Source organism: Parasphingomonas halimpatiens (assembly GCF_036663795.1).
In the GTDB taxonomy this organism is placed as follows: domain Bacteria; phylum Pseudomonadota; class Alphaproteobacteria; order Sphingomonadales; family Sphingomonadaceae; genus Sphingomonas.
The window spans coordinates 98007-118363 of record NZ_JAXOJP010000014.1; the positions used below are offsets into that span (position 1 = coordinate 98007).

A 20357-nucleotide genomic window follows, 5' to 3' on the forward strand; every position below is an offset into this window, starting at 1 on the left:
GCTGAATTCAGGATGAAGCGATCACAACACGCCGTGTGCGACGCGGAGGAACAGGCGCGCAACGCCATCGGCAACCGGGCCGATGATCCGCGCCACGACATCGGCGCCGGGCGCAATCGTCGGCAATATGACGAGCAGCCCCAGCATGATCAGAAAACCGTAGCGTCCCAATTGTGCATAAGGTGTCGCAAGCGACTTGGGCAGCACCGCCGCGAAGACATGGCCGCCGTCGAAGGGTGGCAGGGGAATCATGTTGAAGATCGCGAGGAAGACGTTGATCATAAGGAAATTGAACAGGTTATCGGCCAGGAAACCGGCTATGCCCACCTCTGGCAGCGCCCCTCCCTGCGTCACCGCGAGCAATGTGACGCCGAGCGCAGCGATGAAGCCGAGCAGCAGATTGCTCGCCGGCCCGGCCATCGCCACCAATGCCATGTCGAGTTTCGGGTTGCGCATCCGCGAGGCGATCACCGGCACCGGTTTGGCCCAGCCGAAGATCGGCGCATGGGCGAGCGCCAGTACCAGCGGCACGATCACCGTGCCGACCGGGTCGACATGGCGGATCGGGTTGAGCGTCAGCCGGCCGAGCCGCTGCGCGGTGCGGTCGCCGAGCAGATAGGCGACATAGCCGTGCGCAACCTCATGGAACACGATCGCGATGATCAGCGGAATCACCCACGCCGCGACCTGGTAAACGACATTGTCGGGGTTCATCGCGCTGCCGCCTCATCCAGTGCCGCAGTGAAATGGCGGCGGCACAGCGCGATATAGCGGTCGTTGCCGCCGATCTCGGTCTGCGCGCCCTGCGCGACGGCGCGGCCCTGGGCGTCGACGCGCAGGTTCATCGTCGCCTTGCGTCCGCATTCGCAGACCGACTTCAGCTCGACCAGCGAGTCGGCGATGGCCAGCAGCCGCGCCGAGCCGGGGAACAGCGCGCCCTGGAAATCGGTCCGCAGACCATAGGCAAGCACCGGGATGCCGTCGCTGTCGGCGAGCCGCGCCAGCTGATCGACTTGGCGCCCGGTGAGGAACTGCGCTTCGTCGACCAGCACGCAGGCCGGCTTGTCCGTGCTCGCGCGCACCAGCGCGGCGATGTCGGTGTCCGCGCCGAACATGATCGCGTCATGCTCCAGCCCGATGCGCGACGATATCGTCCCCGCCGCAAAGCGATCGTCGATCGCCGCAGTGAACAACATCGTCTTCATGCCGCGCTCGCGATAGTTGAAATCGGCCTGCAGCAGCGTGGTCGATTTCCCCGCATTCATCGAGGCGTAGTAGAAATAGAGCTTGGCCATCAGCTGACCCAATTGTCGTGGATCGCGACCAATTGCCAAGCTTTGCCGTCATATTTCATCGCCAGCGTCGCGCCGTTGCCGCACCAGTCGCAAAGATAGTCGCGATCGATGAAGGCGATCGAACCGCTATAGCTCGGCGCCGACAACTCATAGCCGGTCCTGCAATTGCCCGGTAATGCCGCGCGCCTGCTTGCGATGCGGCTGGCCGGCATGTCGAGCATGATGCGCGTCGAAGTGCGGCGCAGCACTGCTTCGAGCGCCGGATCGACAAGCGCCCGCTCCGCGCCGAGCTTGCCCAGCGCGATAGCCGGTGGAAGCCGAAAGTCAGCATCAACCGCTGCGACGTGGTCATCCGCCCGGCCCAGTATGACAGTCCCACCGCCCTGCTAGGTACGTTGCACGCCGGCGACACGTGCGGTCGATATGTCGCAAAGTCGATCTGTTCGATCCGATGCAAATCCGCCGCACTGATCTGCGGTGGCGAAACAGGGTCGATGCGCCCGCAGCCTGTAAGCGCGGCGAGGCTCCCGAACATCAGGGCGCGCGTCACCGGAGAATGCCGCCTCGCAGCAGCGTCAGCCACGCAATGTCTCGATCGGAATTGGGCTGCTCGCTCCGGCGAGGCGTGCCAGTTGCTGGTCGAATGTCGCAAAGGCGTCGGCGTCGTCGGCTGTGTGGAGATGCACCATGTCGGCAAAGTCGGCGCCCTTCGCAAATCGGTCGATGATCCAGCCAAGTGCAAGCGATGGGCCGACGAAATGCGGCAAGTCCATTATGTCGCCGAACGCCATTGCAATGCGTTCGCGCGGCCAGTGATAGACTGATCGCAACACCCACTGCGTCTCCATGAACACTGAGACCGTGATCGTGAAGCGCTGCGCGAACAACGCTTTGGCCGTCTCGTATTGCGGCGTGCCGATTTCGGCCAGCATGCGCACGACGACATTGGTGTCGAGCGCGTTGGTCAACTCTTCCACGTATCCCGAAACATCTGATCGATCGCGCGATCCATGTCCTCAATCGAAACCGGTGGACCTTCCCATGGCGGCGCGATCTCGCGCAAATGCAGGAAGATCTCTTCGCTCGTCCGTCCGCTCTTGTTCTGCACCGGCGTCAGCAGCACGCCGCTGGTGGTGCGCACGACGTCCAGCGTCTGGCCAGGCTTGAGGCCCATGGCGTCGCGTACATCCTTGGGGATAACGACCTGCCCCTTCTCCGACATTCTGGTTTGCGCGCCCATGACGGTAAGATGTGTCTTACCGGCGCCGATGTCAATCGCCCGCCAGGTCCTGCGCCACATGCGGGTCGCGCAGCAGCGTGTCGATGTGGCTGCCCTCGTCGAAGCTGTCGTCGCCGAGGAATTTGAGCTTCGCGGCGTATTTCAGGTTCACGCGCCGCGCGACCTCGCGCTGGAGATAGGCGGTATGGGTGCGCATCGCCTTGAGCACCTTCTCCTCGTCGGCGCCGAGCAGCGGCTTGGCGAACACCGTGGCGTGGCGCAGATCGGGCGACATGCGCACCTCGGTGATCGTCACGAGGTGACTGGCGAGCGTCTCGTCATGCACGTCGCCGCGCGCGAGAAGGTCCGACAGCGCGTGACGCACCTGTTCGCCGACGCGCAGGCTGCGCACGGTCTTGGTTTCCGAAGATTCGTTTTGTCGACTCATGGAATGATCGATCCGGTGAGCAATGCCAGAGGCACGAAAGCGAACAACAGCAACCCCGGCAAGCAGCCCGCCGTCAAGCCGGCGCCAATTCCCTGACGGATCGAACGCCACCGCCGCGCGGCCCGGACTTCCGCCTTGGTCGGGGGTGGGGAAGGCGCCCGCCGCGGACGTCTTCCCCGACTTTCCGGCATTTACAGCGTACGTTCGCGCAACTCGACCTCGAAGGTTTCGAGGAAGTCGCCCGGTTTGATGTCGACGAAGTTCTGCGTGAAGGTCACGCCGCATTCGAGGCCGGCGCGCACTTCGGCGACATCGTCCTTGAAGCGTCTCAGCGAGGCGATCTCACCCTGGTAGATGATGACGTCGGCGCGCGTGATGCGCGCCTTGAGCGCCTTGCGGATGGTGCCTTCGGTGACCAGCAGACCGGCCGCCTTGCCGTGCTTGCCGGCGGAAAACACCTCGCGGATTTCGGCGCGGCCGACGACCGTCTCGAACGCTTCCGGCCCCAGCTCGCCCGCCATGCCGGCGCGGATCTCGTCGATCAGGTCGTAGATCACGTCATAATATTTGAACGCGACCTTCTGCCGCTCGGCGATCTCGCGCGCCTTGGCGTTGGCGCGGACGTTGAAGCCGATGATCGGCGCGCCCGAGGCGCCGGCCAGCGTCACGTCGCTCTCGGTGATGCCGCCAACGCCCGAATGCAGCACGCGGGCCTTGATGTCGGCGGTCGAGATCTTGTTGATCGACGCGACGATCGCCTCGACCGAGCCTTGCGTGTCGGCCTTGACCACCAGCGGATATTCGATCGCCTGCTTGTCCTTGAGCGCGGAGAACATGCTCTCCAGGCTGGCCGGGACCGAGGTGGTGCGCTTCTGCGTCAGCACGCCCTGGCGATAGGCGGCGACCTCGCGGGCGCGCGCCTCGTTCTCGACGACCGACAGCGGATCGCCGGCACGCGGCACGCCCGACAGGCCGAGCACCTCGACCGGCATCGACGGGCCGGCTTCCTTGATCTGCTGGCCCTTGTCGTTGACCATCGCGCGGACCTTGCCGCTCTCGGCGCCGACGACGAACACGTCGCCGACCCGGAGCGTGCCGCGGCTGACCAGCACCGTCGCGACCGGGCCGCGGCCCTTGTCGAGCTTGGCCTCGATCACCGTGCCCTCGGCCATGCGGTCGGGGTTGGCGCCGAGGTCGAGCAGTTCGGCCTGGAGCTGGATCTTCTCGATCAGTTCGTCGAGCCCGGTCTTCTTGAGCGCGGAGACGAGCACGTCCTGCACGTCGCCCGACATCTCCTCGACCACGACCTCGTGCTCGAGCAGGCGTTCGCGGATCTTCTGCGGATTGGCGCCTTCCTTGTCGACCTTGTTGATCGCCACGATCATCGGCACGCCGGCCGCCTTGGTGTGGTTGATCGCCTCGATCGTCTGCGGCATCAGCCCGTCGTCCGCCGCGACCACGATCACGACGATGTCGGTGACGTTGGCGCCGCGCGCGCGCATTTCGGTAAAGGCCTCATGGCCCGGCGTGTCGAGGAAGGTGATCTTCGACTTGTCCTTCAGCGTGACCTGATAGGCGCCGATATGCTGGGTGATGCCACCGGCCTCGCCCGATGCGACATCGGTGCCGCGCAGCGCGTCGAGCAGCGAGGTCTTGCCGTGATCGACATGGCCCATGATCGTGACGACCGGCGGACGCGGCTGCAGCGTCTCCTCGGCATCGACATCGGTCTCGACCGCGAGGTCGATGTCCGAGTCGCTGACGCGGGTGATGTTGTGGCCGAATTCGGTCACCAGCAGCTCGGCGGTGTCCTGGTCGATCGTCGCGTTGATCGTGACGGGCATGCCCATCTTGAACAATGCCTTGACCAGGTCGGCGCCCTTCTCGGCCATGCGATTGGCGAGTTCCTGCACGGTGATCGCTTCCGGCACGACAACGTCACGGACCTGCTTGGCCTGCGCCTCGCGCGGGCCGCCCATGCGGCGATGTTCCTTCTCGCGGGCACGCTTCAGCGCGGCGAGCGAGCGGGCGCGGGCGCCCTCATCGGCGCCGAGCGCGCGATTGACGGTGAGCTTGCCCGACTGGCGACGATCGTCGCCCTTGCGGTCGCGCTGTTGCGGACGTGGCGGCTCGCTGCCGGCCGGGCGGCGCGCGACGGCACCGGCGGAGGTGGAACCGGTGCCGGCGGTCGTGCCGCTGCTCGTGTTCGACGACGCGGCTGCCGGCGCGGCGGGTGCCGCAGCTGCCGGACGCGGTGCCGGGCGCTCGGGGCGCGCGACGGGCGTGAAGCGACGCGGTGCGGGCATCGACGGGTCGAGCCCGATGCTGATCGGCGCGGCCGGCACGGGCGCGGGGCGCGGGGCGGGCGGTGCTGCGGGGGCAGGGGCCGGAGTCGGTGCCGCCGTCGGCGCGGCGGCGGGTGCCGCTGCGACGGGTGCGGCGGCGGCGGGGGTCGGCGCGGCCGGTGCCGGAGCAGCGGGGGCTTCGGGCGCGGGCGGTGCTTCGGCGGCCTGGGCGCGCTCCTCTGCGCGGCGACGCTCCTCATCGGCGGCGTCGATGCGCTCGCGCTCCTCGCGGCGACGCGATTCCTCGAGCGCGTTCATGCGCGACTCATCTGCCTCGCGCAGCAGCTTGGCCTGCAGCTCCTGGCGCGAGAGCAGCGAATTGCCGGGCGACTGTGCCGGTGTCCGCGGCGGCTCGGGCGCACGCGCCTGCGGCGCCGGGGCGGGCGCGGGTGCGGCCTCGACGGAGGCGGGCGCCTCGGTGACGGCGCCACCGGGGCCGAGGATGCGGCGACGCTTCACCTCGACCACGACGGTGTTCGACCGCCCATGGCTGAAGCTCTGCTTGACCTTGCCGGTCTCGACGGTGCGCTTCAGCCCCAGCGGCGCGCGCATGCCCAGTTTCGGCTTTTCGTTGTCGGTATCGCTCACTCGTGTTCCTCGTCGATCAAAGTCTTGCCGGCCCGTTCCGTCCCGCTAGTGCGGGACGCCGATGCGCCCTGCGAGGCGGTTTCGCAAGGCTCGGGGTCCGGGTCGGGGCCGATAAAGTGCAGCCACCGGGTTAGCGCTTCGCGCACCCGGGCAGCGGCGTGGGGGTCCGTCAGGCCTACGTGTACCACATTTTCGCGGCCCAACGCCACGGACAATATGGTGCGGGGCAACGGGATTACCAAGCCCCGCAAATCCTCGCCCTCGCGGTCGCTGCCAACGCGCCATGCCTGGTCGAGTTTGCGGTTGCCGTCGATGCCGGCATCGGCAGCGTGGAGCAGCAGATGCAACTTGCCGGAACGGGCTGCATCCGAGATGCGATCCGAGCCGGTCAGCACGATGCCTGAGCGCGCCTCGAGCCCGAGCCGATCGAGCATCGCGCGTTCGAGCGCGCCGGCGATCGAGGTCGGGAGGTCGGCGGGAATGGTCGTCGCCTCGCCCTTGAAGGCACGGCTGAGCGCGCCCTTGAGCTTGCCCTTGGCGATCGCGGTTTCGAGCGCGGCGCGGTTGACGCCGATCCACGCGCCGCGGCCCGGCGCCTTGGCGCGGACATCGGGGTGGACGGTGCCGTCGGGCGCCAGGGCAAGACGGATCAACGCGTCGCGCGGCGCGGCGTCGCGCGTCAGGATGCAGGTACGCTCGGGCTCAGCCATGGGGCGCTCCCGGACGAACGTCCCGATTCCCCAACAAGGCGCGCGCGATTTTCCCTGCCGGCGTCCCCGCGGCAGGGAATTCGGCAGGGAAAGGCGACAAATTGTCGAGTCCAGCAGAGTCGAGCCCAACAGCGGCGGATCCGATGCGTTTCATCTCCACGGCAAAGCACGGGACGGCGCGCGATTGAATCAGCCCGGTGCGCCGGGTGCCGCTCGCGCGCCACCGCTGCCCCCGGGACGCGCCCGGGGTGACGAAGGATTTTTGCGTTGCTGGTGAGGCTAAGGGGTCATTGTGAGGATTCCGCATGCGCGTCCTCCCCGGTGGTCGCTTCGTCGGTGAACCAATGGGCGCGCGCGGCCATGATGATCTCGTTGCCCTGGACTTCGCTCAGGCCATATTCGCCGAGTACCCCGCCCTTGTGCTCGGGGCGCTTGGGGGCGTCCTCGGCGCGGCGGCGCGGTTCCTGGCGTTTCTTCTCGATCAGCTCGTCGGTCGCCAGATCGGCGAGGTCGTCGAGCGTCTTGATCCCGGCCTTGCCGAGCGTGACCAGCATCGCCTCGGTCAGGTACGGCATGGTGGCGAGATCGTCCTCGACGCCGAGCCCGCGGCGCTCCTCGCGATTGGCCTGCTCCTTGCGCTCAAGCGCCTCGGCGGCGCGGTTCTGCAGCTCGGCGGCGAGATCCTCGTCAAAGCCCTCGATGCCGGCGATCTCGTCGACCTCGACATAGGCGACCTCTTCGAGGCTGCCAAAGCCCTCGGCGACGAGCAGCTGGGCGAGCGTCTCGTCGACATCGAGCTCGTTCTGGAACAGCTCGGAGCGCTCGACGAATTCCTTCTGGCGCTTCTCCGAGGCATCGGCCTCGGTGAGGATGTCGATCGCCTTGCCGGTCAGCTGCGAGGCGAGACGGACATTCTGGCCGCGACGGCCGATCGCCAGCGACAGCTGGTCATCGGGCACCACCACCTCGATGCGGTCCTCTTCCTCGTCGATCACGACGCGGCTGACCGAGGCCGGCTGCAGCGCGTTGACGACGAAGGTCGCGGTGTCGGGCGACCATGGAATGATGTCGATCTTTTCGCCCTGCATTTCCTGGACGACCGCTTGCACGCGGCTGCCCTTCATGCCGACGCAGGCGCCGACCGGGTCGATGCTCGAATCATGGCTGATCACGCCGATCTTGGCGCGCGAGCCCGGATCGCGGGCGGCGGCCTTGATCTCGATGATGCCGTCGTAGATCTCGGGCACTTCCTGCGCGAACAGCTTCTTCATGAAGTCGGGATGCGCGCGGCTGAGGAAGATCTGCGGCCCGCGATTCTCGCGACGGACGTTGAGGATCAGCGAGCGGATGCGGTCGTTGACGCGCACCACTTCGCGCGGGATCTGCGCGTCGCGGCGGATGACGCCCTCGGCGCGGCCAAGGTCGACGACGACATGGCCGAACTCGACGCGCTTGACGACGCCGGTGATGATCTCACCCATGCGGTCCTTGAACTCTTCATACTGGCGCTCGCGCTCGGCATCGCGGACCTTCTGGAAGATCACCTGCTTGGCGGCCTGGGCGGCGATGCGGCCGAACTCGATCGGCGGCAGCGGATCGACGATGTAATCGCCGACGACGGCGCCCTTCTGGAGCTTCTGCGCTTCCTTCAGATTGACCTGTTTGAAATAGTCGTCGACCGCCTCGACCACTTCGACGACGCGCCACAGGCGAAGGTCGCCGGTCGTCGGGTCGAGCTTGGCGCGGATGTCGTTCTCGGCGCCGTAGCGCGCACGCGCGGCGCGCTGGATCGCGTCCTCCATCGCCTCGATGACGATGCCCTTGTCGATCATCTTCTCGGTCGCGACGGCGTTGGCGATCGCGATCAGTTCGGCGCGGTTGGCGGTAACGGCAGTGGCCATCAAATCTCTTCCTCGGTCTCGAATTCGTCGGTGCCCTCGGCGGGCAGGTCTGCATAGGAAAGCTCGTCGGCGCCATCCGGCGAGAGCGGCGCGGTCGCGGCGAGCAGCTTGTTGGTGATCAGCAGCTTGGCGTCGGCAACCTGGTCGAAGCCGATCGTCATGCGCTCATGCTTGCGCACGTCGATCATGATGTGATCGCCATCGAGCCCGGCGAGATCGCCGGTCAGCTGCTTGCGGCCGTCGATCGGCGCGGCCAGGTTGATGCGCGCCTCGTGCCCGACCCAGTCCGCGAAATCGCCCAGCCGGGTCAGCGGACGGTCGATGCCCGGCGAACTGACCTCGAGGCGATATTCATGCTCGATCGGGTCGACCTCGTCGAACTTGTCGGAGATGCGGCGCGACAGTTCGGCGCAGTCGTCGATCGTCAGCTGCCGCGTTTCGGGGCGTTCGGCCATGATCTGCAGCGTCTGGTCGCCGGCGCCACCGAACATCTTCACGCGCACGAGATCGAACCCCAGAGCCTCGGCTTCGGGGGCAATCAGCGCGGTCAGTACGGCGATATCCGCCATCAATGTTCCAGCCATGAGGGTTCGGCGCCGGAACCGGGTGGCTCCAGCCTCTTCATCTGGCGATGTAGAGAGTGAGCGCGATATAAGCCGGTTGCGTCGGCGTGGCAAGCGCGCAACCTTGCTGATGTGCCGGGCGTTCGAACGGACTTACGCCGATGATGGAGAATGCCATGCGTTTCGCCTCGCTGACTGTTGCCCTGTTGCTCGCCGGCACCGCCTGTTCGGCCGCGCCGCAGCAGACCGGGCAAGCCGGCACCGAGTCGCCGGCGCCGGCGCCCAACCCGGCGCAGAAGTTGCCGCGCAACGCGCCGGATTATGGCGTGACCAATGTGCCGGCGACGACCGGGCACGCCAATCTGCCCGACAGCGCGCCGCCGTTCGCGCTCGAGTCGATCGGCACATTCGCTCAGCCCTTTGCAATGGCATTCCTCCCTGATGGCCGATTGCTCGTTACCGAAAAGGGCGGACAGCTGAAGGCACGTAGTCCCAGCGGTACTGTTGCCCGAGTGATGGGAGTGCCCGAAATTGCCAGTGGTGGCCAAGGCGGTTTGCTTGATGTGGCGGTGGCGCCCGACTTCGCAACGAGCGCGACGGTTTATCTGACATATGCTGAGCCGAGCGTGGACGGATCCGCTCTCGCACTGGCGCGCGCAACACTTCTTGATCTTGAAGAATGTGCCTCCGGCCCTTGCCCGAGCACATTGAAAAATCTCAAGGTCATCTGGCGCTCCGGCTCCAACGGGATCGGCGGGCAGTTCGGCGCCAACATCCTGTTCGCGCCGGATGGCAAGTCGCTGTTCCTGTCGTCGGGCGAGCGCCAGCGTTTCGCGCCAGCGCAGGACCCTGACCAGGCGCTGGGCAAGATCCTGCACCTGACGCTCGACGGCAAGCCCGCGCCGGGCAACCCGATGGCCGATGCCGGCGGGGTAAAGGCCGCGACATGGAGCACGGGGCACCGCAACCCCTATGGCATGGTGTTCACGCCCGACGGGCGGCTGTGGGAAGAGGAGATGGGGCCGCGCGGCGGCGACGAGCTCAACCTCATCCTGCCGGGCAGGAACTATGGCTGGCCGATCGTGTCGAACGGCGACAATTACAGCGGCCAGCCGATTCCCGACCATCCCAGCCGACCCGATCTGGAGGCGCCAAAACTCTGGTGGAACCCGGTGATCTCGCCGGGCGGGATGATGCTCTATTCGGGGAAAATGTTCCCGGATTGGCGTGGCTCACTGCTGATCGCGGCGCTGTCGGGCAAGGCGATCGTCCGGGTATCGCTCGACGGCGACAAGACGACCCCAGCGGCACAATATGCCGTCGGCATGCGGGTGCGGGATCTGGCGCAGGCGCCGGATGGTGCAGTGTGGCTGCTCGAGGATGGCGAGCGCGGCAGCGGCGGGAGGCTGTTCCGGCTGACGCCGAAGTGAGGGACTGAAGTTCCTCCCCGGAACGGGGAGGGGGACCGCCGAAGGCGGTGGAGGGGCTGGTCGGGGGTGCTCTGGCGCCGCTCGATCTGCGTGCATTTGCCTCACCTGGTGGCGAACGCACCAGTGGACTTTGTGGCTGGCTATCGCCCGACCAGCCCCTCCACCACGCCGCTTCGCGTCGCGGTCCCCCTCCCCGTTCCGGGGAGGAGCTGAAGCGCTCCTACCCCCGCAGCGCCTTGATACGGGCGTCCGCCTCGGCGACGCCGGGGTTGCTGGGCAGGAACGACGGCGACAAAGCGACACCCGCCGCCGTCAGGACGCGCGCCATCCCTTGGTGCGCAGCCAGCGGCCGACCGACCCGCCTCCATCGTCTTTATCGCTGCCCGGGATCATCATGATTTGCTTGCCGGCGTGGCGGAGCAGCAGGACGGGATTGTACGACCCGCCCTTAGCCCAATAACGATGCTGCTTGACCAGCAGGCAGCCGGCATACGGCCCCGTCCGCATCACGCCGACGACGCCGCCGCCGAGCGTCATGAAACGTCTGGCTCCGGTGCGCAGATCAACTCGAAAGGTGCCTGCCGATACCTCCCCGGCCACGACGCTGAGATAGACGGACTTACCGTCCATCGAGAAATGCGGTCCCCAGAACGCTGTGGAGTCGGCACCGGGCGATGGTCTGTTGTCGCCTCGCACGACCATCCGCCTGGCGCCGGTGCGGATATCGGTCAGCCAGAGCGAGGTAATGCCGCGGTCCAGTGCGTCCACAGCAGGAGGGCGCTCGACCTTGACCCAGGCGCGATAGCGCCCGTCGGGTGAGGTTGCGGCGTCGTCCGTTCGTGCGGCGGCGACGGATGACAATGTGGAGGCAATAGCGGCTAGGGTGACAAGCATGCGGCGCATGACGGTGATCTCTCTCTGGGCCTAGCCTTCACTATCCGATCCATATCACCGCCGCACGATCAAGATAATTCGTCCGCAAATCCCATCAGAGCGAACCGCGCAACGCCACGATCATCCGGTCTGCTTTCTCGACGCCGGGGGTTCCCCGCCTGGCGCGGCTCGCTGCTGATCGCGGCCCTATCGGGCAAGGCGATCGTCCGGGTGACGCTCGACGGGGACAAGGCGATACCCGCGGCACAGTATCCCGTCGGCATGCGGGTGCGCGATCTCGCCCAGGCGCCTGATGGTGCGGTGTGGTTATTGGAGGATGGCGAGCGCGGCAGCGGCGGGAGGCCTGTTCCGGCCGACGCCGAGGTGAGGGACTGAAGTTCCTCCCCGGAACGGGGAGGGGGACCGCCGAAGGCGGTGGAGGGGCTGGTCGGGTGTGCTCTGGCGTCGCTCAATCTGCGTGCATTTGCCTCACCTGGTGGCGAACGCACCAGTGGACTTTGTGGCCGGCTATCGCCCGACCAGCCCCTCCACCACGCCGCTTCGCGTCGCGGTCCCCCTCCCCGTTCCGGGGAGGAGCTGAAGCGCTCTTACCCCCGCAGCGCCCTGATGCGCGCGTCGGCCTCGGCGACGCCGGGGTTGCCGGGTTGGCCGGTCAGCTTTTCGAACATGTCGTCGAGCGCGGCGTAGCGTTGGCGTGCCTTGAGCCAGAAGACCTTAGCGGCGTCGCTATCGCCGATCGCCTCGGCCTGCACCGCCGCGCTGCGTAGCGCATTGGCGACGTCGAGCGGTGGCGCGTCGCCGAGTCGCGCATAGAGCGCGATCATCTCGGCGATCGGCTCGCTGGCCTCGGCGGCGCGACCGGCCTCGACGAGCAGGTCGGCGATGTGGCGCACGGCATGCGCCAGCCGCGCGCTATCACCGACGTCGCGCCACAGCGCGACCGTGCGGCGCTGGCGCACCAGCGCGCCGTCGAGATCGCCGGCCTTGCGCAGGCGCTCGGCCTCGGCGTGATAGCCGGCCGCCTGTTCCGCCGGATCGCGCATTACCGCACCACCAGATAGTTCATCCGGGCCGCCGATATCGGTTTGGCCGGGTCGTCCTGCCACGCCAGCGCCTCGACATTGGCGACGCGCTTGCCCAGCCGGGTGACGGTGGCGCGGCCATAGGTCGGCTTGTCGCGACCGCCACGCATATAGTCGATCGTCACGTTGATCGGCTTGATCCTGGCGTGCGGCTGATCAACGTCCTCGTCATCGATTGCTTTACGAAGCGCGACGATCGCCGCCATTTCGAGCAGCCCGCCGATCGCGCCGCCATGGAGGAAGCCGGGGCGGCCGACGATCGCATCGCTGAAGGGCATCACCAGCAAGCTCGGGTCTTCGCCGGGAACGACCGACAGGCCGAGCAGATGGGCATAAGGAGGCAATTGCATCAGCGATACCCCTCCGGCGCCATGAAGGTGCCGGCGACATGCGCCAGCGGGTCGTCGGGGTCGCCGTCATGCGCCTGGCCGCGGATGAAGGCGATCGAACGACTGATGCGATAGCATTCGCCGCGCGCGATCACCGTCTTGCCGGGGGACGCGGGCCGCAGATAGTCGATCCGCAGGTCGAGCGTGGCGTGCGCGCAAAAGGTGCCGAGCCGGGTCCACACGGACAGGCTCGTCGCCATGTCCATCAGCGTCAGGATCGGGCCCGATGCCAGTACCCCGCTCTCAGGGTCGCCGATCAGGTCGGGGCGGAACGGCAGCGACAGTTCCACCCAGTCCGGCCCATGCGCATGATATTCGACGCCGATGGTACTGCCGTGCCCGCCGATGCCGAAGGTACGGAAATGTTCTGGGTCGAAACGAGGGAGATCATGCGCCATTTCGCCCGTGCCTAGCGATTCGATCGCATCGCGCAAGGTCGCGGGCGTTGCCGCCTTCGTTTTGGGCCGCTAGCATCGGTTGCAAAGAGAAACCGGAGAGGAATCGCGTGCATCCCAGCCATCACGCCCAGAGCCACCCTGACAAGGCGGCGTTGATCGTCGCCGAGACGGGCGAGCAGATCAGTTATGCCGAGCTCGACGCGCGCTCCAACCGCGCGGCGCAGCTGTTTCGCGCCGAGGGCCTGGCGGCCGGCGGTACGATCGCGCTGCTGCTCGACAATGTGCCGGAATATTACGACATCGTCTGGGGCGCACAGCGCGCCGGGCTGTTCTATGTCTGCATCTCGTCGAAGCTGACCGCGCCAGAGGCGGATTACATCATCCGCGACAGCGGCGCGACGTTGGTGATTGCCTCCGCCTCGCTCGCCGGCACCGCTACGGGCATGGCGCTGGGCGAGGTCAAGGCGTTCGCGCTGGGCGGCGCGATTGCCGGGTGGCGTTCATGGGAGGAGGCGGTCGCGGCGATGCCGGCGACGCCGATCGCCGACCAGCGCGCCGGGGTCGACATGCTGTATTCCTCGGGCACGACAGGTCGCCCCAAGGGCGTGCGCGTCGCGCTGCCCGAAGACCCTGACATCGCTGCCCCGGCGGTGCTGACGATGCTGGCGCGCGGGCTTTACGGCCTGGGGCCCGACACGATCTATCTCAGCCCGGCGCCGCTCTACCATGCCGCCCCGCTGCGTTGGTCGATGACGGTGATGCGGCTTGGGGGCACGGTGGTGATGATGCGCCACTTCGATCCCGAAGCCGCGCTGGCGGCGATCGAGCGCTATCACGTCAATGCCAGCCAGTGGGTGCCGACGCATTTCGTGCGCATGCTCAAGCTGCCCGAAGAGGTGCGCAGGCGCTACGACCTGTCGAGCCTGAAGGTCGCGATCCATGCCGCGGCGCCGTGCCCTATCCCGGTCAAGCATGCGATGATCGATTGGTGGGGGCCGGTGCTGTACGAATATTATGCCGGGTCGGAGGGCAATGGCCTGACCGCAATCGACTCGGCGCAGTGGCTCGCGCATCCCGGCTCGGTCGGCAAGGCGGCGTACGGCGTGCTGCATGTCTGCAACGAGGCCGGCGAGGAGCTCGGCCCCGACGAAGAAGGGCTGATCTATTTCGAGGGCGGCAGCGCGTTCGAATATCACAACGACCCGGAAAAGACCGCCGAGGCGCGCAACGCCAAGGGCTGGTCGACGCTCGGCGATATCGGGCGGATCGATGCCGAGGGCTTTCTCTATCTCACCGATCGCAAGAGCTTCATGATCATCTCGGGCGGGGTCAACATCTACCCGCAGGAGATCGAGAACCGGCTGATCACGCATCCGCGCGTCGCCGATGCCGCGGTGATCGGCGGGCCCGACCCCGAAATGGGAGAGCGCGTGATCGCGGTGATCCAGCCGGTCGACATGGCCGAGGCGGGCCCGGCGCTGGCCGAGGAGCTGACGCGCTGGTGCCGCGCCGAACTGTCGGGGGTCAAGACGCCGCGCCAGGTTGATTTCGTCGAGGAACTGCCGCGCCATGCGACGGGCAAGCTGTACAAACGGCTGTTGCGCGATCGTTATTGGGGCGAGACGGGGAGCCGTATCGTCTAGCTGCTCTCCTGCGCACGCAGGAGAGCAGGGTTATCGAGCGCAGCATATGTGGCCCTGGGTTCCTGCCTGCGCAGGAACACGGCGGAGGCAGGAGACAGAGAATGAACGACCGCGTCACCATCACCGTCGCCGACCAGATCGCCGATGTTCGCCTGTCGCGCGCCGACAAAATGAACGCGCTCGACCCGGCGATGTTCACCGCGATCGGCGCGGCGATCGATTCGCTGGCCGAACGCAGCGACGTGCGCTGCGTGGTGCTGTCGGGCGAGGGCCGCGCCTTCTGCGCCGGGCTGGACATGGCGAGCATGGCGGGCGGCGGCTCGGGCCTTGGCCGCGAACGCAACGATCAGGGGTCGATCCTGCCGCAACATGTCAGCTGGGGCTGGCGCAATTTGCCGATGCCGGTGATCGCGGCGGTCCACGGCGTCGCGTTCGGTGGTGGCTTCCAGATCATGTCGGGCGCGGACATCCGCATCGCCGCGCCGTCAACGCGATTCGCGATCCGCGAGACCTATTGGGGGCTGGTGCCCGATATGGCCGGCTTCCCCTTGTGGCGCACGCTGGTGCGCGACGATGTGCTGCGCGAGCTGGTCTATACCGCACGCGAATTCGACGCGGGCGAGGCGCTGGCGCATGGCTTCGTGACGCGTCTGGCCGACGACCCCCATGCTGCGGCGATGGAACTGGCGCGGGCCATCGCCGGGCGCAACCCGCACGCGATCCGCGGCGCCAAGCGGCTGTGCAACATGGCGCACGACGCCGACCCGCGTGCGATGCTGGAGGCCGAGACCGACGAGCAGGTCAAGGTGATCGGCAAGCCCAATATGATGGAGGCGGTCGCCGCCAATATGGGCAAGCGCGCGGCGGTGTTCGTGGATTAGGCCTTCGCCACTTTCCGGATATCGCGCCAATATTCCTCTGCGACGTCGGGATCGATATCGACCGGCCGCGCGCTCTGTTCGTACAGCCGGTCGAGTCCGTCCTTGCGCGGACCAGAGATCCAGAAATGGTCGCCGGTTTCGATATCGAAGTAGTTGGCTTTGAAGCCTTGCCCGCCAAGGCGCTGAAAAGTGCGGCCGTGGTAGTGGACGGACTGACCTGATTGCGACAGGACAACGCGCCCGATGCGCGCCGAACCGTTCAGGCCCGCGCTCTTGTCCTCGATATACATGATGCGGGACTTCCTGACGCTCATAATACGACCTTAGCGACGTGACGATCACGGCGAAATGTCGAAATGATCACTCAGCTGCGGGCTTGCCCCGCGTCATCCGACTCTCGAGCTGCGCGCGCACCTCAGCCCGCAGCGGCTTCGCCTCATTGTCGGTGCGGCATACCACGACCGTGTCGCAGGTCGCGATGCACTTGCCGGCCTGGAACATCGCCTGTTCGATCGTCCAGCTCGACGTACCGATCCGGCCGATGCCCGAACAGACCGTCACGGGTTCGGGGAATCTGCCCTCGCGCAGATAGGCAATGGCGATGCTCGCCACCATCGTGCGCTCATTCGAAGGGCGCTCGTCGGGGAGCCGCGTCGCGCGGTTGATCTGCACGCGGGCATTTTCGAAAAGCGCGGCAAAAGCGACGTTGTTGAGGTGACCGTTGGGGTCGAGATCCTGATAGCGCGTGCCGAACTCCGCAACGACCGGATAGGCCGTCGCGTCGAGACGCCAGGGCGCGGGGCGGGTCATGCCGACACCGCCGCCGCCATCACAGGCCGCCGGCGAACAGGTCGAGCTTGCCGAGCGGAACGCCCTTCATGCGCAGGATGGCATAGGCCATCGACAGGTGGAAATAGATGTTGGTCGTGGCGAACCCCGACAGCCACCGCTCGGCCGGCATTGTCGGCTCCATCGTGTCGGTCAGCTGAACGGTGAGCGGCACATCGTCGCGGCCGACGAACTGCGCCTCGGTCAGCGTGGCGAGGAACGCCTTGGCATCGGCAATCGCGGCGTGAAAACCGGCGACGTCGCACTCGACGGTGATCGGCTCGGGCAGCGGCACGTCGGCGACACGCGCGGTCCAGGACCGCGAGAAATTGACCACCACCATCAGCTGAAAGGCGAGCGGGTGCATGTCCTCGGCCAGCCGCCAGCCGAGCATATCCTGCTCGCTGGTGCCGTTGGCGGCGGCAAATTCGGTCGCCTTGTTGAGGAGGTGCGCGGCGGCGTCGAGCTGGCGGCGGTAGAGGTCGACGAAGCCGAACAGGGTGAAGGTCATGGGGCGGTCTTTCGGTGGGGTGGGGGTCGGTCGGTGGAGTGCGCGCGACCCGGAAGTGAATTCCGGGTCGCGTCGGACGAAGCTTCAGCTTCGCCGGCCGTGCTGGCGCGAGTCAGCGTGCAGCGTGCACGCTGCCGCTCTGCGCATCACCGCGGCGCCATGCGGATCGCGCCGTCGAGGCGCACGTCCTCGCCGTTGAAATATTCATTCTCGATCATCGTCAGCGCGAGGCCGGCATATTCCGCCGGGTTGCCGAGCCGCTTGGGGAAGGGCACCGAGGCGGCGAGCGCGTCCTTCACGGCCTGCGGCGCGCCCTGCATCAGCGGGGTGTTGAAGATGCCGGGCAGGATCGTGTTGACGCGAATGCCCTCGCTCATCAGGTCGCGCGCGATCGGCAGCGTCATGCCGACGACGCCACCCTTGGACGCCGAATAGGCCGCCTGGCCCATCTGGCCGTCCTCGGCCGCGACGCTCGCGGTCATCACGATCGCGCCGCGCGCGCCGTCCTCGCGGGGTTCCAGTGTCAGCATGCCGGCGGCCGACTTGGCGACGCAGCGGAAGGTGCCGACAAGGTTGATCTGGATCAGCCAGTTGAACGCGTCGAGGCTGAAATGCTTGATGCTGCCGTCTTCCTTGGAGCGGCTCGCGGTCTTCATCGCATTGCCGGTGCCGGCGCAGCAGACGAGCACGCTTTCCTGGCCGTTGGCGGCGCGCGCCTTGGCGAAGCCGGCATCGACGCTTTCGTCGCTGGTGACGTTCACTTCGCAGAAGATGCCGCCGATATCGGCCGCGACGGCCTCGCCCTTCTCCGCCTGCAGGTCGAAGATCGCGACCTTGACGCCCTTGGCGGCAAGCGCGCGCGCGGTGGCCTCGCCGAGGCCCGATGCGCCGCCGGTGACGACGGCGGATACGTTGTTGTCGAGTTTCATGCGTGTCTCTCCTTCAATTTTTCGTCATGCTGAACGTGTTTCAGCATCCATGCGCGGTCCGTCGAACCAGGAGCGTCGCTCGCTTCGCAGATGACCGCGCATGGACCCTGAAACGCGTTCAGGGTAACGGTTGATATAGCCAGGGCTTAAAGCCGTTCGACGATCGTGACGTTGGCGAGTCCGCCGCCTTCGCACATCGTCTGCAGGCCGTAGCGGCCGCCGCGCTTGTGCAGCGCATGGACCAACGTCGCCATCAGCTTGGTGCCCGATGCGCCGAGCGGGTGGCCGAGCGCGATCGCGCCGCCATTGACGTTGAGCCTGGCGGCGTCGCCGCCGACATGCTTGAGCCAGGCGAGCGGTACCGGCGCGAACGCCTCGTTGACCTCGTACAGGTCGATATCGGCGATGCTGAGACCGGCGCGCTTCAGCGCCTTGTCGGTCGCGAACAGCGGCTCCTCGAGCATCACCACCGGGTCGCCGCCGGTGACGGTGAGGTTGTGGATGCGCGCCAGCGGGGTCAGGCCGTGCTCCTTGAGCGCCTTTTCGCTGACCACCAGCACCGCGCTCGCCCCGTCGCAGATCTGGCTGGCATTGGCGGCGGAGATCACCCCGCCTTCCTGCAGCAGCTTGACCGAATGGATGCCCTCGAAGGTCGCGCCGAAGCGGATGCCCTCATCGACGGTGTGGAGCACCTCGCCCTCGGGCGTTTCGATCATCAGGCTGACGATCTCGTCCTTGAAATCACCGCGTTCGGTCGCGGCGGCGGCGCGGCGATGGCTTTCGAGCGCAAAATTGTCGAGATCGTCGCGCGTGAAACCATATTTGTCGGCCATCATCTGCGCGCCCATGAACTGGCTGAACTGGATGCCGGGATAGCGCTCTTCCTGGCGCGGCGACTTGGACTTGCCGAGCCCGGCCTGGTGGAACAGCATGGCGGTCGAGCCCATCGGCACGCGTGTCATGCTCTCGACGCCGGCGGCGATCACCACGTCCTGCGTGCCCGACATCACCGCCTGCGCGGCGAACTGGATCGCCTGTTGCGAGCTGCCGCACTGACGGTCGATCGAGACGGCGGGGACGCTCTCGGGCAGTTTCGAGGCGAGCACCGCGCCGCGGCCGATCTGGAAACCCTGCTCGCCGGCCTGGCTGACACAGCCCATGATGACGTCCTCGATCGCGCTCGGGTCGATCCCCGAGCGGAAGAGAACCGCATCGAGCGTCGCGCCCGCCATGTCGGCCGGATGCCAGCCCGCGAGACGCCCGCCACGCTTGCCACCGGCGGTCCGTACTGCTTCGACGATATAGGCTTCAGCCATGTTCGCTCTCCATTAGGTTCGTCTTTGCAACCTCTCTTGCCCAAAGCGTAAAGCTCGGCAAGGGTGACTTTTGCAATGGTTTGAGGAGCGCGTATGAATGTCTCGGATGCCGTAGCGGCAAGGCGATCGGTGCGTGGATTTCTCGATCGCCCGGTCGACCCGGCGATGCTGCGCGTGATCGCTACCAAGGCCGCGCGGGCCGCATCGGGGGGCAATCTCCAGCCGTGGAACATCGATATCGTGACCGGCGAGTCGCTCGCCACGCTGAAGGCGACCGTCGCGGAAAAGCTGCTGCGCGGCGAGGTCGAGACGCCGGCCTATGCGATCTATCCACCGGAACTGGTGGCACCCTATCGCGACCGCCGCTTCGCGGTCGGCGAGGCGATGTACCGCGAGATCGGCATCCCGCGCGAGGACAAGGCGGCGCGGCGGATGTGGTTCGCGCGCAACTTCCGCTTCTTCGATGCGCCGGCGGCTTTGTTCTGCACGGTCGATCGCCGCATGGTGCCGCCGCAATGGAGCGACCTCGGCATGTATCTGCAAACGGTGATGGTGCTCGCGGTCGAGGCCGGGCTCGCCACTTGCGCGCAGGAATGCTGGGCGATGTATCCCGAGACCGTGACGCACGCGCTCGCCACACCGCCCGAGCGGATGCTCTTCTGCGGCATGGCGATCGGTTATGAGAATCCGGAAGAACCGGCCAACCGCCTCAGGAGCGACCGGGCGCCCGAGGGGGAGTGGCTGACCTTCCACCTATAAATTACTCCCCACAAAGTGGGGAGGGGGTGACGTGACCCCCAACGTTCATCCAGCCAAAACTAGAGTCCGTTCGTGGTTGTCGCGCGTCAGCGCGGGTGAAGCAATGGCCTGCACGCGTGCAGGCCATTGCTTTTCGAGGCCGGCGGCGAACGCCGCCGGGGTGGCGTAACCGAGCGACGAGTGCGGCCGCTCGACATTGTAATCATCGACCCAGGCGGCGATCTTCTC

25 protein-coding genes are annotated in these 20357 nt (G+C 66.8%); 5 read left to right on the top strand and 20 right to left on the bottom strand.

Annotated elements, in window-relative coordinates:
* Window positions 1-21: 21 nt before the first annotated feature.
* The 10 genes from U1839_RS15145 to rimP all read right to left on the bottom strand — a co-directional run bounded on the left by U1839_RS15145 (window position 22) and on the right by rimP (window position 9075).
* Window positions 22-714 carry a site-2 protease family protein gene (locus tag U1839_RS15145; RefSeq protein WP_332804441.1) on the bottom strand — a complete coding sequence of 231 codons (693 nt, stop codon included), beginning with the start codon at window positions 712-714 and terminating at the stop codon, window positions 22-24.
* Window positions 711-1295: a thymidine kinase gene (locus tag U1839_RS15150; protein WP_332804442.1), complete on the bottom strand. Its 585-nt coding sequence runs from the start codon at window positions 1293-1295 to the stop codon at window positions 711-713. Before U1839_RS15150 ends, U1839_RS15145 begins: the two co-directional genes overlap by 4 nt.
* On the bottom strand, window positions 1295-1516 hold the full coding sequence (locus tag U1839_RS15155) for a hypothetical protein (RefSeq protein ID WP_332804443.1): 222 nt from the start codon (window positions 1514-1516) through the stop codon (window positions 1295-1297). The genes U1839_RS15150 and U1839_RS15155 overlap by 1 nt, the downstream gene beginning before the upstream one ends.
* Window positions 1517-1870: 354 nt before the next feature.
* Window positions 1871-2272: a type II toxin-antitoxin system VapC family toxin gene (locus U1839_RS15160; protein WP_332804444.1), complete on the bottom strand. Its 402-nt coding sequence runs from the start codon at window positions 2270-2272 to the stop codon at window positions 1871-1873.
* On the bottom strand, window positions 2260-2535 hold the full coding sequence (locus tag U1839_RS15165; protein WP_332804445.1) for an AbrB/MazE/SpoVT family DNA-binding domain-containing protein: 276 nt from the start codon (window positions 2533-2535) through the stop codon (window positions 2260-2262). The genes U1839_RS15160 and U1839_RS15165 overlap by 13 nt, the downstream gene beginning before the upstream one ends.
* Window positions 2536-2566: 31 nt before the next feature.
* On the bottom strand, window positions 2567-2962 hold the full coding sequence (gene rbfA / locus U1839_RS15170; protein WP_332804470.1) for a 30S ribosome-binding factor RbfA: 396 nt from the start codon (window positions 2960-2962) through the stop codon (window positions 2567-2569).
* A 191-nt stretch (window positions 2963-3153) separates the two neighbouring features.
* A complete protein-coding gene (gene infB / locus U1839_RS15175) occupies window positions 3154-5895 on the bottom strand; it encodes a translation initiation factor IF-2 (RefSeq protein WP_332804446.1) in 2742 nt (913 codons plus the stop codon).
* Window positions 5892-6605: a DUF448 domain-containing protein gene (locus tag U1839_RS15180; protein ID WP_332804447.1), complete on the bottom strand. Its 714-nt coding sequence runs from the start codon at window positions 6603-6605 to the stop codon at window positions 5892-5894. Before U1839_RS15180 ends, infB begins: the two co-directional genes overlap by 4 nt.
* Window positions 6606-6892: 287 nt before the next feature.
* Window positions 6893-8506 carry a transcription termination factor NusA gene (gene nusA / locus U1839_RS15185; protein WP_332804448.1) on the bottom strand — a complete coding sequence of 538 codons (1614 nt, stop codon included), beginning with the start codon at window positions 8504-8506 and terminating at the stop codon, window positions 6893-6895.
* Complete coding sequence (gene rimP / locus U1839_RS15190; protein ID WP_332804449.1) at window positions 8506-9075, bottom strand: ribosome maturation protein RimP; 570 nt, start codon at window positions 9073-9075, stop codon at window positions 8506-8508. Before rimP ends, nusA begins: the two co-directional genes overlap by 1 nt.
* Window positions 9076-9245: 170 nt before the next feature.
* On the opposite strand from rimP, the gene U1839_RS15195 reads away from it, so the two are divergent.
* The gene (locus U1839_RS15195) at window positions 9246-10499 is read left to right on the top strand and encodes a PQQ-dependent sugar dehydrogenase (RefSeq protein WP_332804450.1); all 1254 of its coding nucleotides are present in this window, start codon (window positions 9246-9248) and stop codon (window positions 10497-10499) included.
* A 312-nt stretch (window positions 10500-10811) separates the two neighbouring features.
* Here U1839_RS15195 and U1839_RS15200 read toward each other — a convergent pair whose 3' ends face one another.
* Window positions 10812-11402 (bottom strand): hypothetical protein, encoded by a 591-nt coding sequence (locus tag U1839_RS15200; protein WP_332804451.1) that lies wholly within the window; start codon window positions 11400-11402, stop codon window positions 10812-10814.
* Window positions 11403-11444: 42 nt separating this feature from the next.
* Between U1839_RS15200 and U1839_RS15205 the strand changes: the two genes are divergently transcribed.
* Complete coding sequence (locus U1839_RS15205) at window positions 11445-11768, top strand: PQQ-dependent sugar dehydrogenase (RefSeq protein WP_332804471.1); 324 nt, start codon at window positions 11445-11447, stop codon at window positions 11766-11768.
* A 212-nt stretch (window positions 11769-11980) separates the two neighbouring features.
* Here U1839_RS15205 and U1839_RS15210 read toward each other — a convergent pair whose 3' ends face one another.
* The 3 genes from U1839_RS15210 to U1839_RS15220 are packed head-to-tail and all read right to left on the bottom strand — an operon-like array spanning window position 11981 to window position 13262.
* Window positions 11981-12436: a hypothetical protein gene (locus U1839_RS15210; RefSeq protein ID WP_332804452.1), complete on the bottom strand. Its 456-nt coding sequence runs from the start codon at window positions 12434-12436 to the stop codon at window positions 11981-11983.
* Window positions 12436-12825 carry a PaaI family thioesterase gene (locus U1839_RS15215; protein ID WP_332804453.1) on the bottom strand — a complete coding sequence of 130 codons (390 nt, stop codon included), beginning with the start codon at window positions 12823-12825 and terminating at the stop codon, window positions 12436-12438. Before U1839_RS15215 ends, U1839_RS15210 begins: the two co-directional genes overlap by 1 nt.
* On the bottom strand, window positions 12825-13262 hold the full coding sequence (locus U1839_RS15220; protein ID WP_332804454.1) for a PaaI family thioesterase: 438 nt from the start codon (window positions 13260-13262) through the stop codon (window positions 12825-12827). Before U1839_RS15220 ends, U1839_RS15215 begins: the two co-directional genes overlap by 1 nt.
* Before the next feature lie 107 nt (window positions 13263-13369).
* Between U1839_RS15220 and U1839_RS15225 the strand changes: the two genes are divergently transcribed.
* Window positions 13370-14905: an acyl-CoA synthetase gene (locus U1839_RS15225; RefSeq protein WP_332804455.1), complete on the top strand. Its 1536-nt coding sequence runs from the start codon at window positions 13370-13372 to the stop codon at window positions 14903-14905.
* A gap of 101 nt (window positions 14906-15006) precedes the next feature.
* Window positions 15007-15786, top strand: a complete 780-nt coding sequence (locus U1839_RS15230) for a crotonase/enoyl-CoA hydratase family protein (RefSeq protein ID WP_332804456.1) — start codon at window positions 15007-15009, stop codon at window positions 15784-15786.
* On the opposite strand, the gene U1839_RS15235 is transcribed toward U1839_RS15230, so the two are convergent.
* The 5 genes from U1839_RS15235 to U1839_RS15255 form a co-directional block, all read right to left on the bottom strand.
* Window positions 15783-16100, bottom strand: coding sequence for a 1-deoxy-D-xylulose-5-phosphate synthase (locus U1839_RS15235; protein ID WP_332804457.1), 318 nt, complete (start codon window positions 16098-16100; stop codon window positions 15783-15785). The genes U1839_RS15230 and U1839_RS15235 overlap by 4 nt on opposite strands.
* Window positions 16101-16146: 46 nt before the next feature.
* Window positions 16147-16596 carry an acyl-CoA thioesterase gene (locus U1839_RS15240; protein ID WP_332804458.1) on the bottom strand — a complete coding sequence of 150 codons (450 nt, stop codon included), beginning with the start codon at window positions 16594-16596 and terminating at the stop codon, window positions 16147-16149.
* A gap of 19 nt (window positions 16597-16615) precedes the next feature.
* Window positions 16616-17125: a DUF1993 domain-containing protein gene (locus tag U1839_RS15245; protein WP_332804459.1), complete on the bottom strand. Its 510-nt coding sequence runs from the start codon at window positions 17123-17125 to the stop codon at window positions 16616-16618.
* Window positions 17126-17271: 146 nt separating this feature from the next.
* Window positions 17272-18054, bottom strand: coding sequence for an SDR family NAD(P)-dependent oxidoreductase (locus tag U1839_RS15250; protein ID WP_332804460.1), 783 nt, complete (start codon window positions 18052-18054; stop codon window positions 17272-17274).
* 146 nt (window positions 18055-18200) lie between these two features.
* On the bottom strand, window positions 18201-19370 hold the full coding sequence (locus tag U1839_RS15255) for an acetyl-CoA C-acetyltransferase (RefSeq protein ID WP_332804461.1): 1170 nt from the start codon (window positions 19368-19370) through the stop codon (window positions 18201-18203).
* Window positions 19371-19463: 93 nt separating this feature from the next.
* On the opposite strand from U1839_RS15255, the gene U1839_RS15260 reads away from it, so the two are divergent.
* The gene (locus U1839_RS15260; RefSeq protein WP_332804462.1) at window positions 19464-20129 is read left to right on the top strand and encodes a nitroreductase; all 666 of its coding nucleotides are present in this window, start codon (window positions 19464-19466) and stop codon (window positions 20127-20129) included.
* 45 nt (window positions 20130-20174) lie between these two features.
* Here the strand turns inward: U1839_RS15260 and U1839_RS26805 are convergent.
* On the bottom strand, window positions 20175-20357 hold a 183-nt coding region (locus U1839_RS26805), incomplete at its 5' end, for an integrase core domain-containing protein (RefSeq protein WP_443030624.1).

Bases quoted from the DNA above. Each gene is read 5' to 3' on its own strand.
- U1839_RS15245 (WP_332804459.1), bottom strand. From the start codon at position 17,125: ATGACCTTCACCCTGTTCGGCTTCGTCGACCTCTACCGCCGCCAGCTC.
- U1839_RS15230 (WP_332804456.1), top strand. From the start codon at position 15,007: ATGAACGACCGCGTCACCATCACCGTCGCCGACCAGATCGCCGATGTT.
- U1839_RS15150 (WP_332804442.1), bottom strand. From the start codon at position 1,295: ATGGCCAAGCTCTATTTCTACTACGCCTCGATGAATGCGGGGAAATCG.
- U1839_RS15215 (WP_332804453.1), bottom strand. From the start codon at position 12,825: ATGCAATTGCCTCCTTATGCCCATCTGCTCGGCCTGTCGGTCGTTCCC.
- U1839_RS15235 (WP_332804457.1), bottom strand. From the start codon at position 16,100: ATGAGCGTCAGGAAGTCCCGCATCATGTATATCGAGGACAAGAGCGCG.
- rbfA (WP_332804470.1), bottom strand. From the start codon at position 2,962: ATGAGTCGACAAAACGAATCTTCGGAAACCAAGACCGTGCGCAGCCTG.
- U1839_RS15155 (WP_332804443.1), bottom strand. From the start codon at position 1,516: ATGCTCGACATGCCGGCCAGCCGCATCGCAAGCAGGCGCGCGGCATTA.
- U1839_RS15255 (WP_332804461.1), bottom strand. From the start codon at position 19,370: ATGGCTGAAGCCTATATCGTCGAAGCAGTACGGACCGCCGGTGGCAAG.
- nusA (WP_332804448.1), bottom strand. From the start codon at position 8,506: ATGGCCACTGCCGTTACCGCCAACCGCGCCGAACTGATCGCGATCGCC.
- U1839_RS15260 (WP_332804462.1), top strand. From the start codon at position 19,464: ATGAATGTCTCGGATGCCGTAGCGGCAAGGCGATCGGTGCGTGGATTT.
- U1839_RS15240 (WP_332804458.1), bottom strand. From the start codon at position 16,596: ATGACCCGCCCCGCGCCCTGGCGTCTCGACGCGACGGCCTATCCGGTC.
- U1839_RS15145 (WP_332804441.1), bottom strand. From the start codon at position 714: ATGAACCCCGACAATGTCGTTTACCAGGTCGCGGCGTGGGTGATTCCG.
- rimP (WP_332804449.1), bottom strand. From the start codon at position 9,075: ATGGCGGATATCGCCGTACTGACCGCGCTGATTGCCCCCGAAGCCGAG.
- U1839_RS15165 (WP_332804445.1), bottom strand. From the start codon at position 2,535: ATGGGCGCGCAAACCAGAATGTCGGAGAAGGGGCAGGTCGTTATCCCC.
- U1839_RS15195 (WP_332804450.1), top strand. From the start codon at position 9,246: ATGCGTTTCGCCTCGCTGACTGTTGCCCTGTTGCTCGCCGGCACCGCC.
- U1839_RS15250 (WP_332804460.1), bottom strand. From the start codon at position 18,054: ATGAAACTCGACAACAACGTATCCGCCGTCGTCACCGGCGGCGCATCG.
- U1839_RS15180 (WP_332804447.1), bottom strand. From the start codon at position 6,605: ATGGCTGAGCCCGAGCGTACCTGCATCCTGACGCGCGACGCCGCGCCG.
- U1839_RS15210 (WP_332804452.1), bottom strand. From the start codon at position 12,436: ATGCGCGATCCGGCGGAACAGGCGGCCGGCTATCACGCCGAGGCCGAG.
- U1839_RS15200 (WP_332804451.1), bottom strand. From the start codon at position 11,402: ATGCGCCGCATGCTTGTCACCCTAGCCGCTATTGCCTCCACATTGTCA.
- U1839_RS15220 (WP_332804454.1), bottom strand. From the start codon at position 13,262: ATGGCGCATGATCTCCCTCGTTTCGACCCAGAACATTTCCGTACCTTC.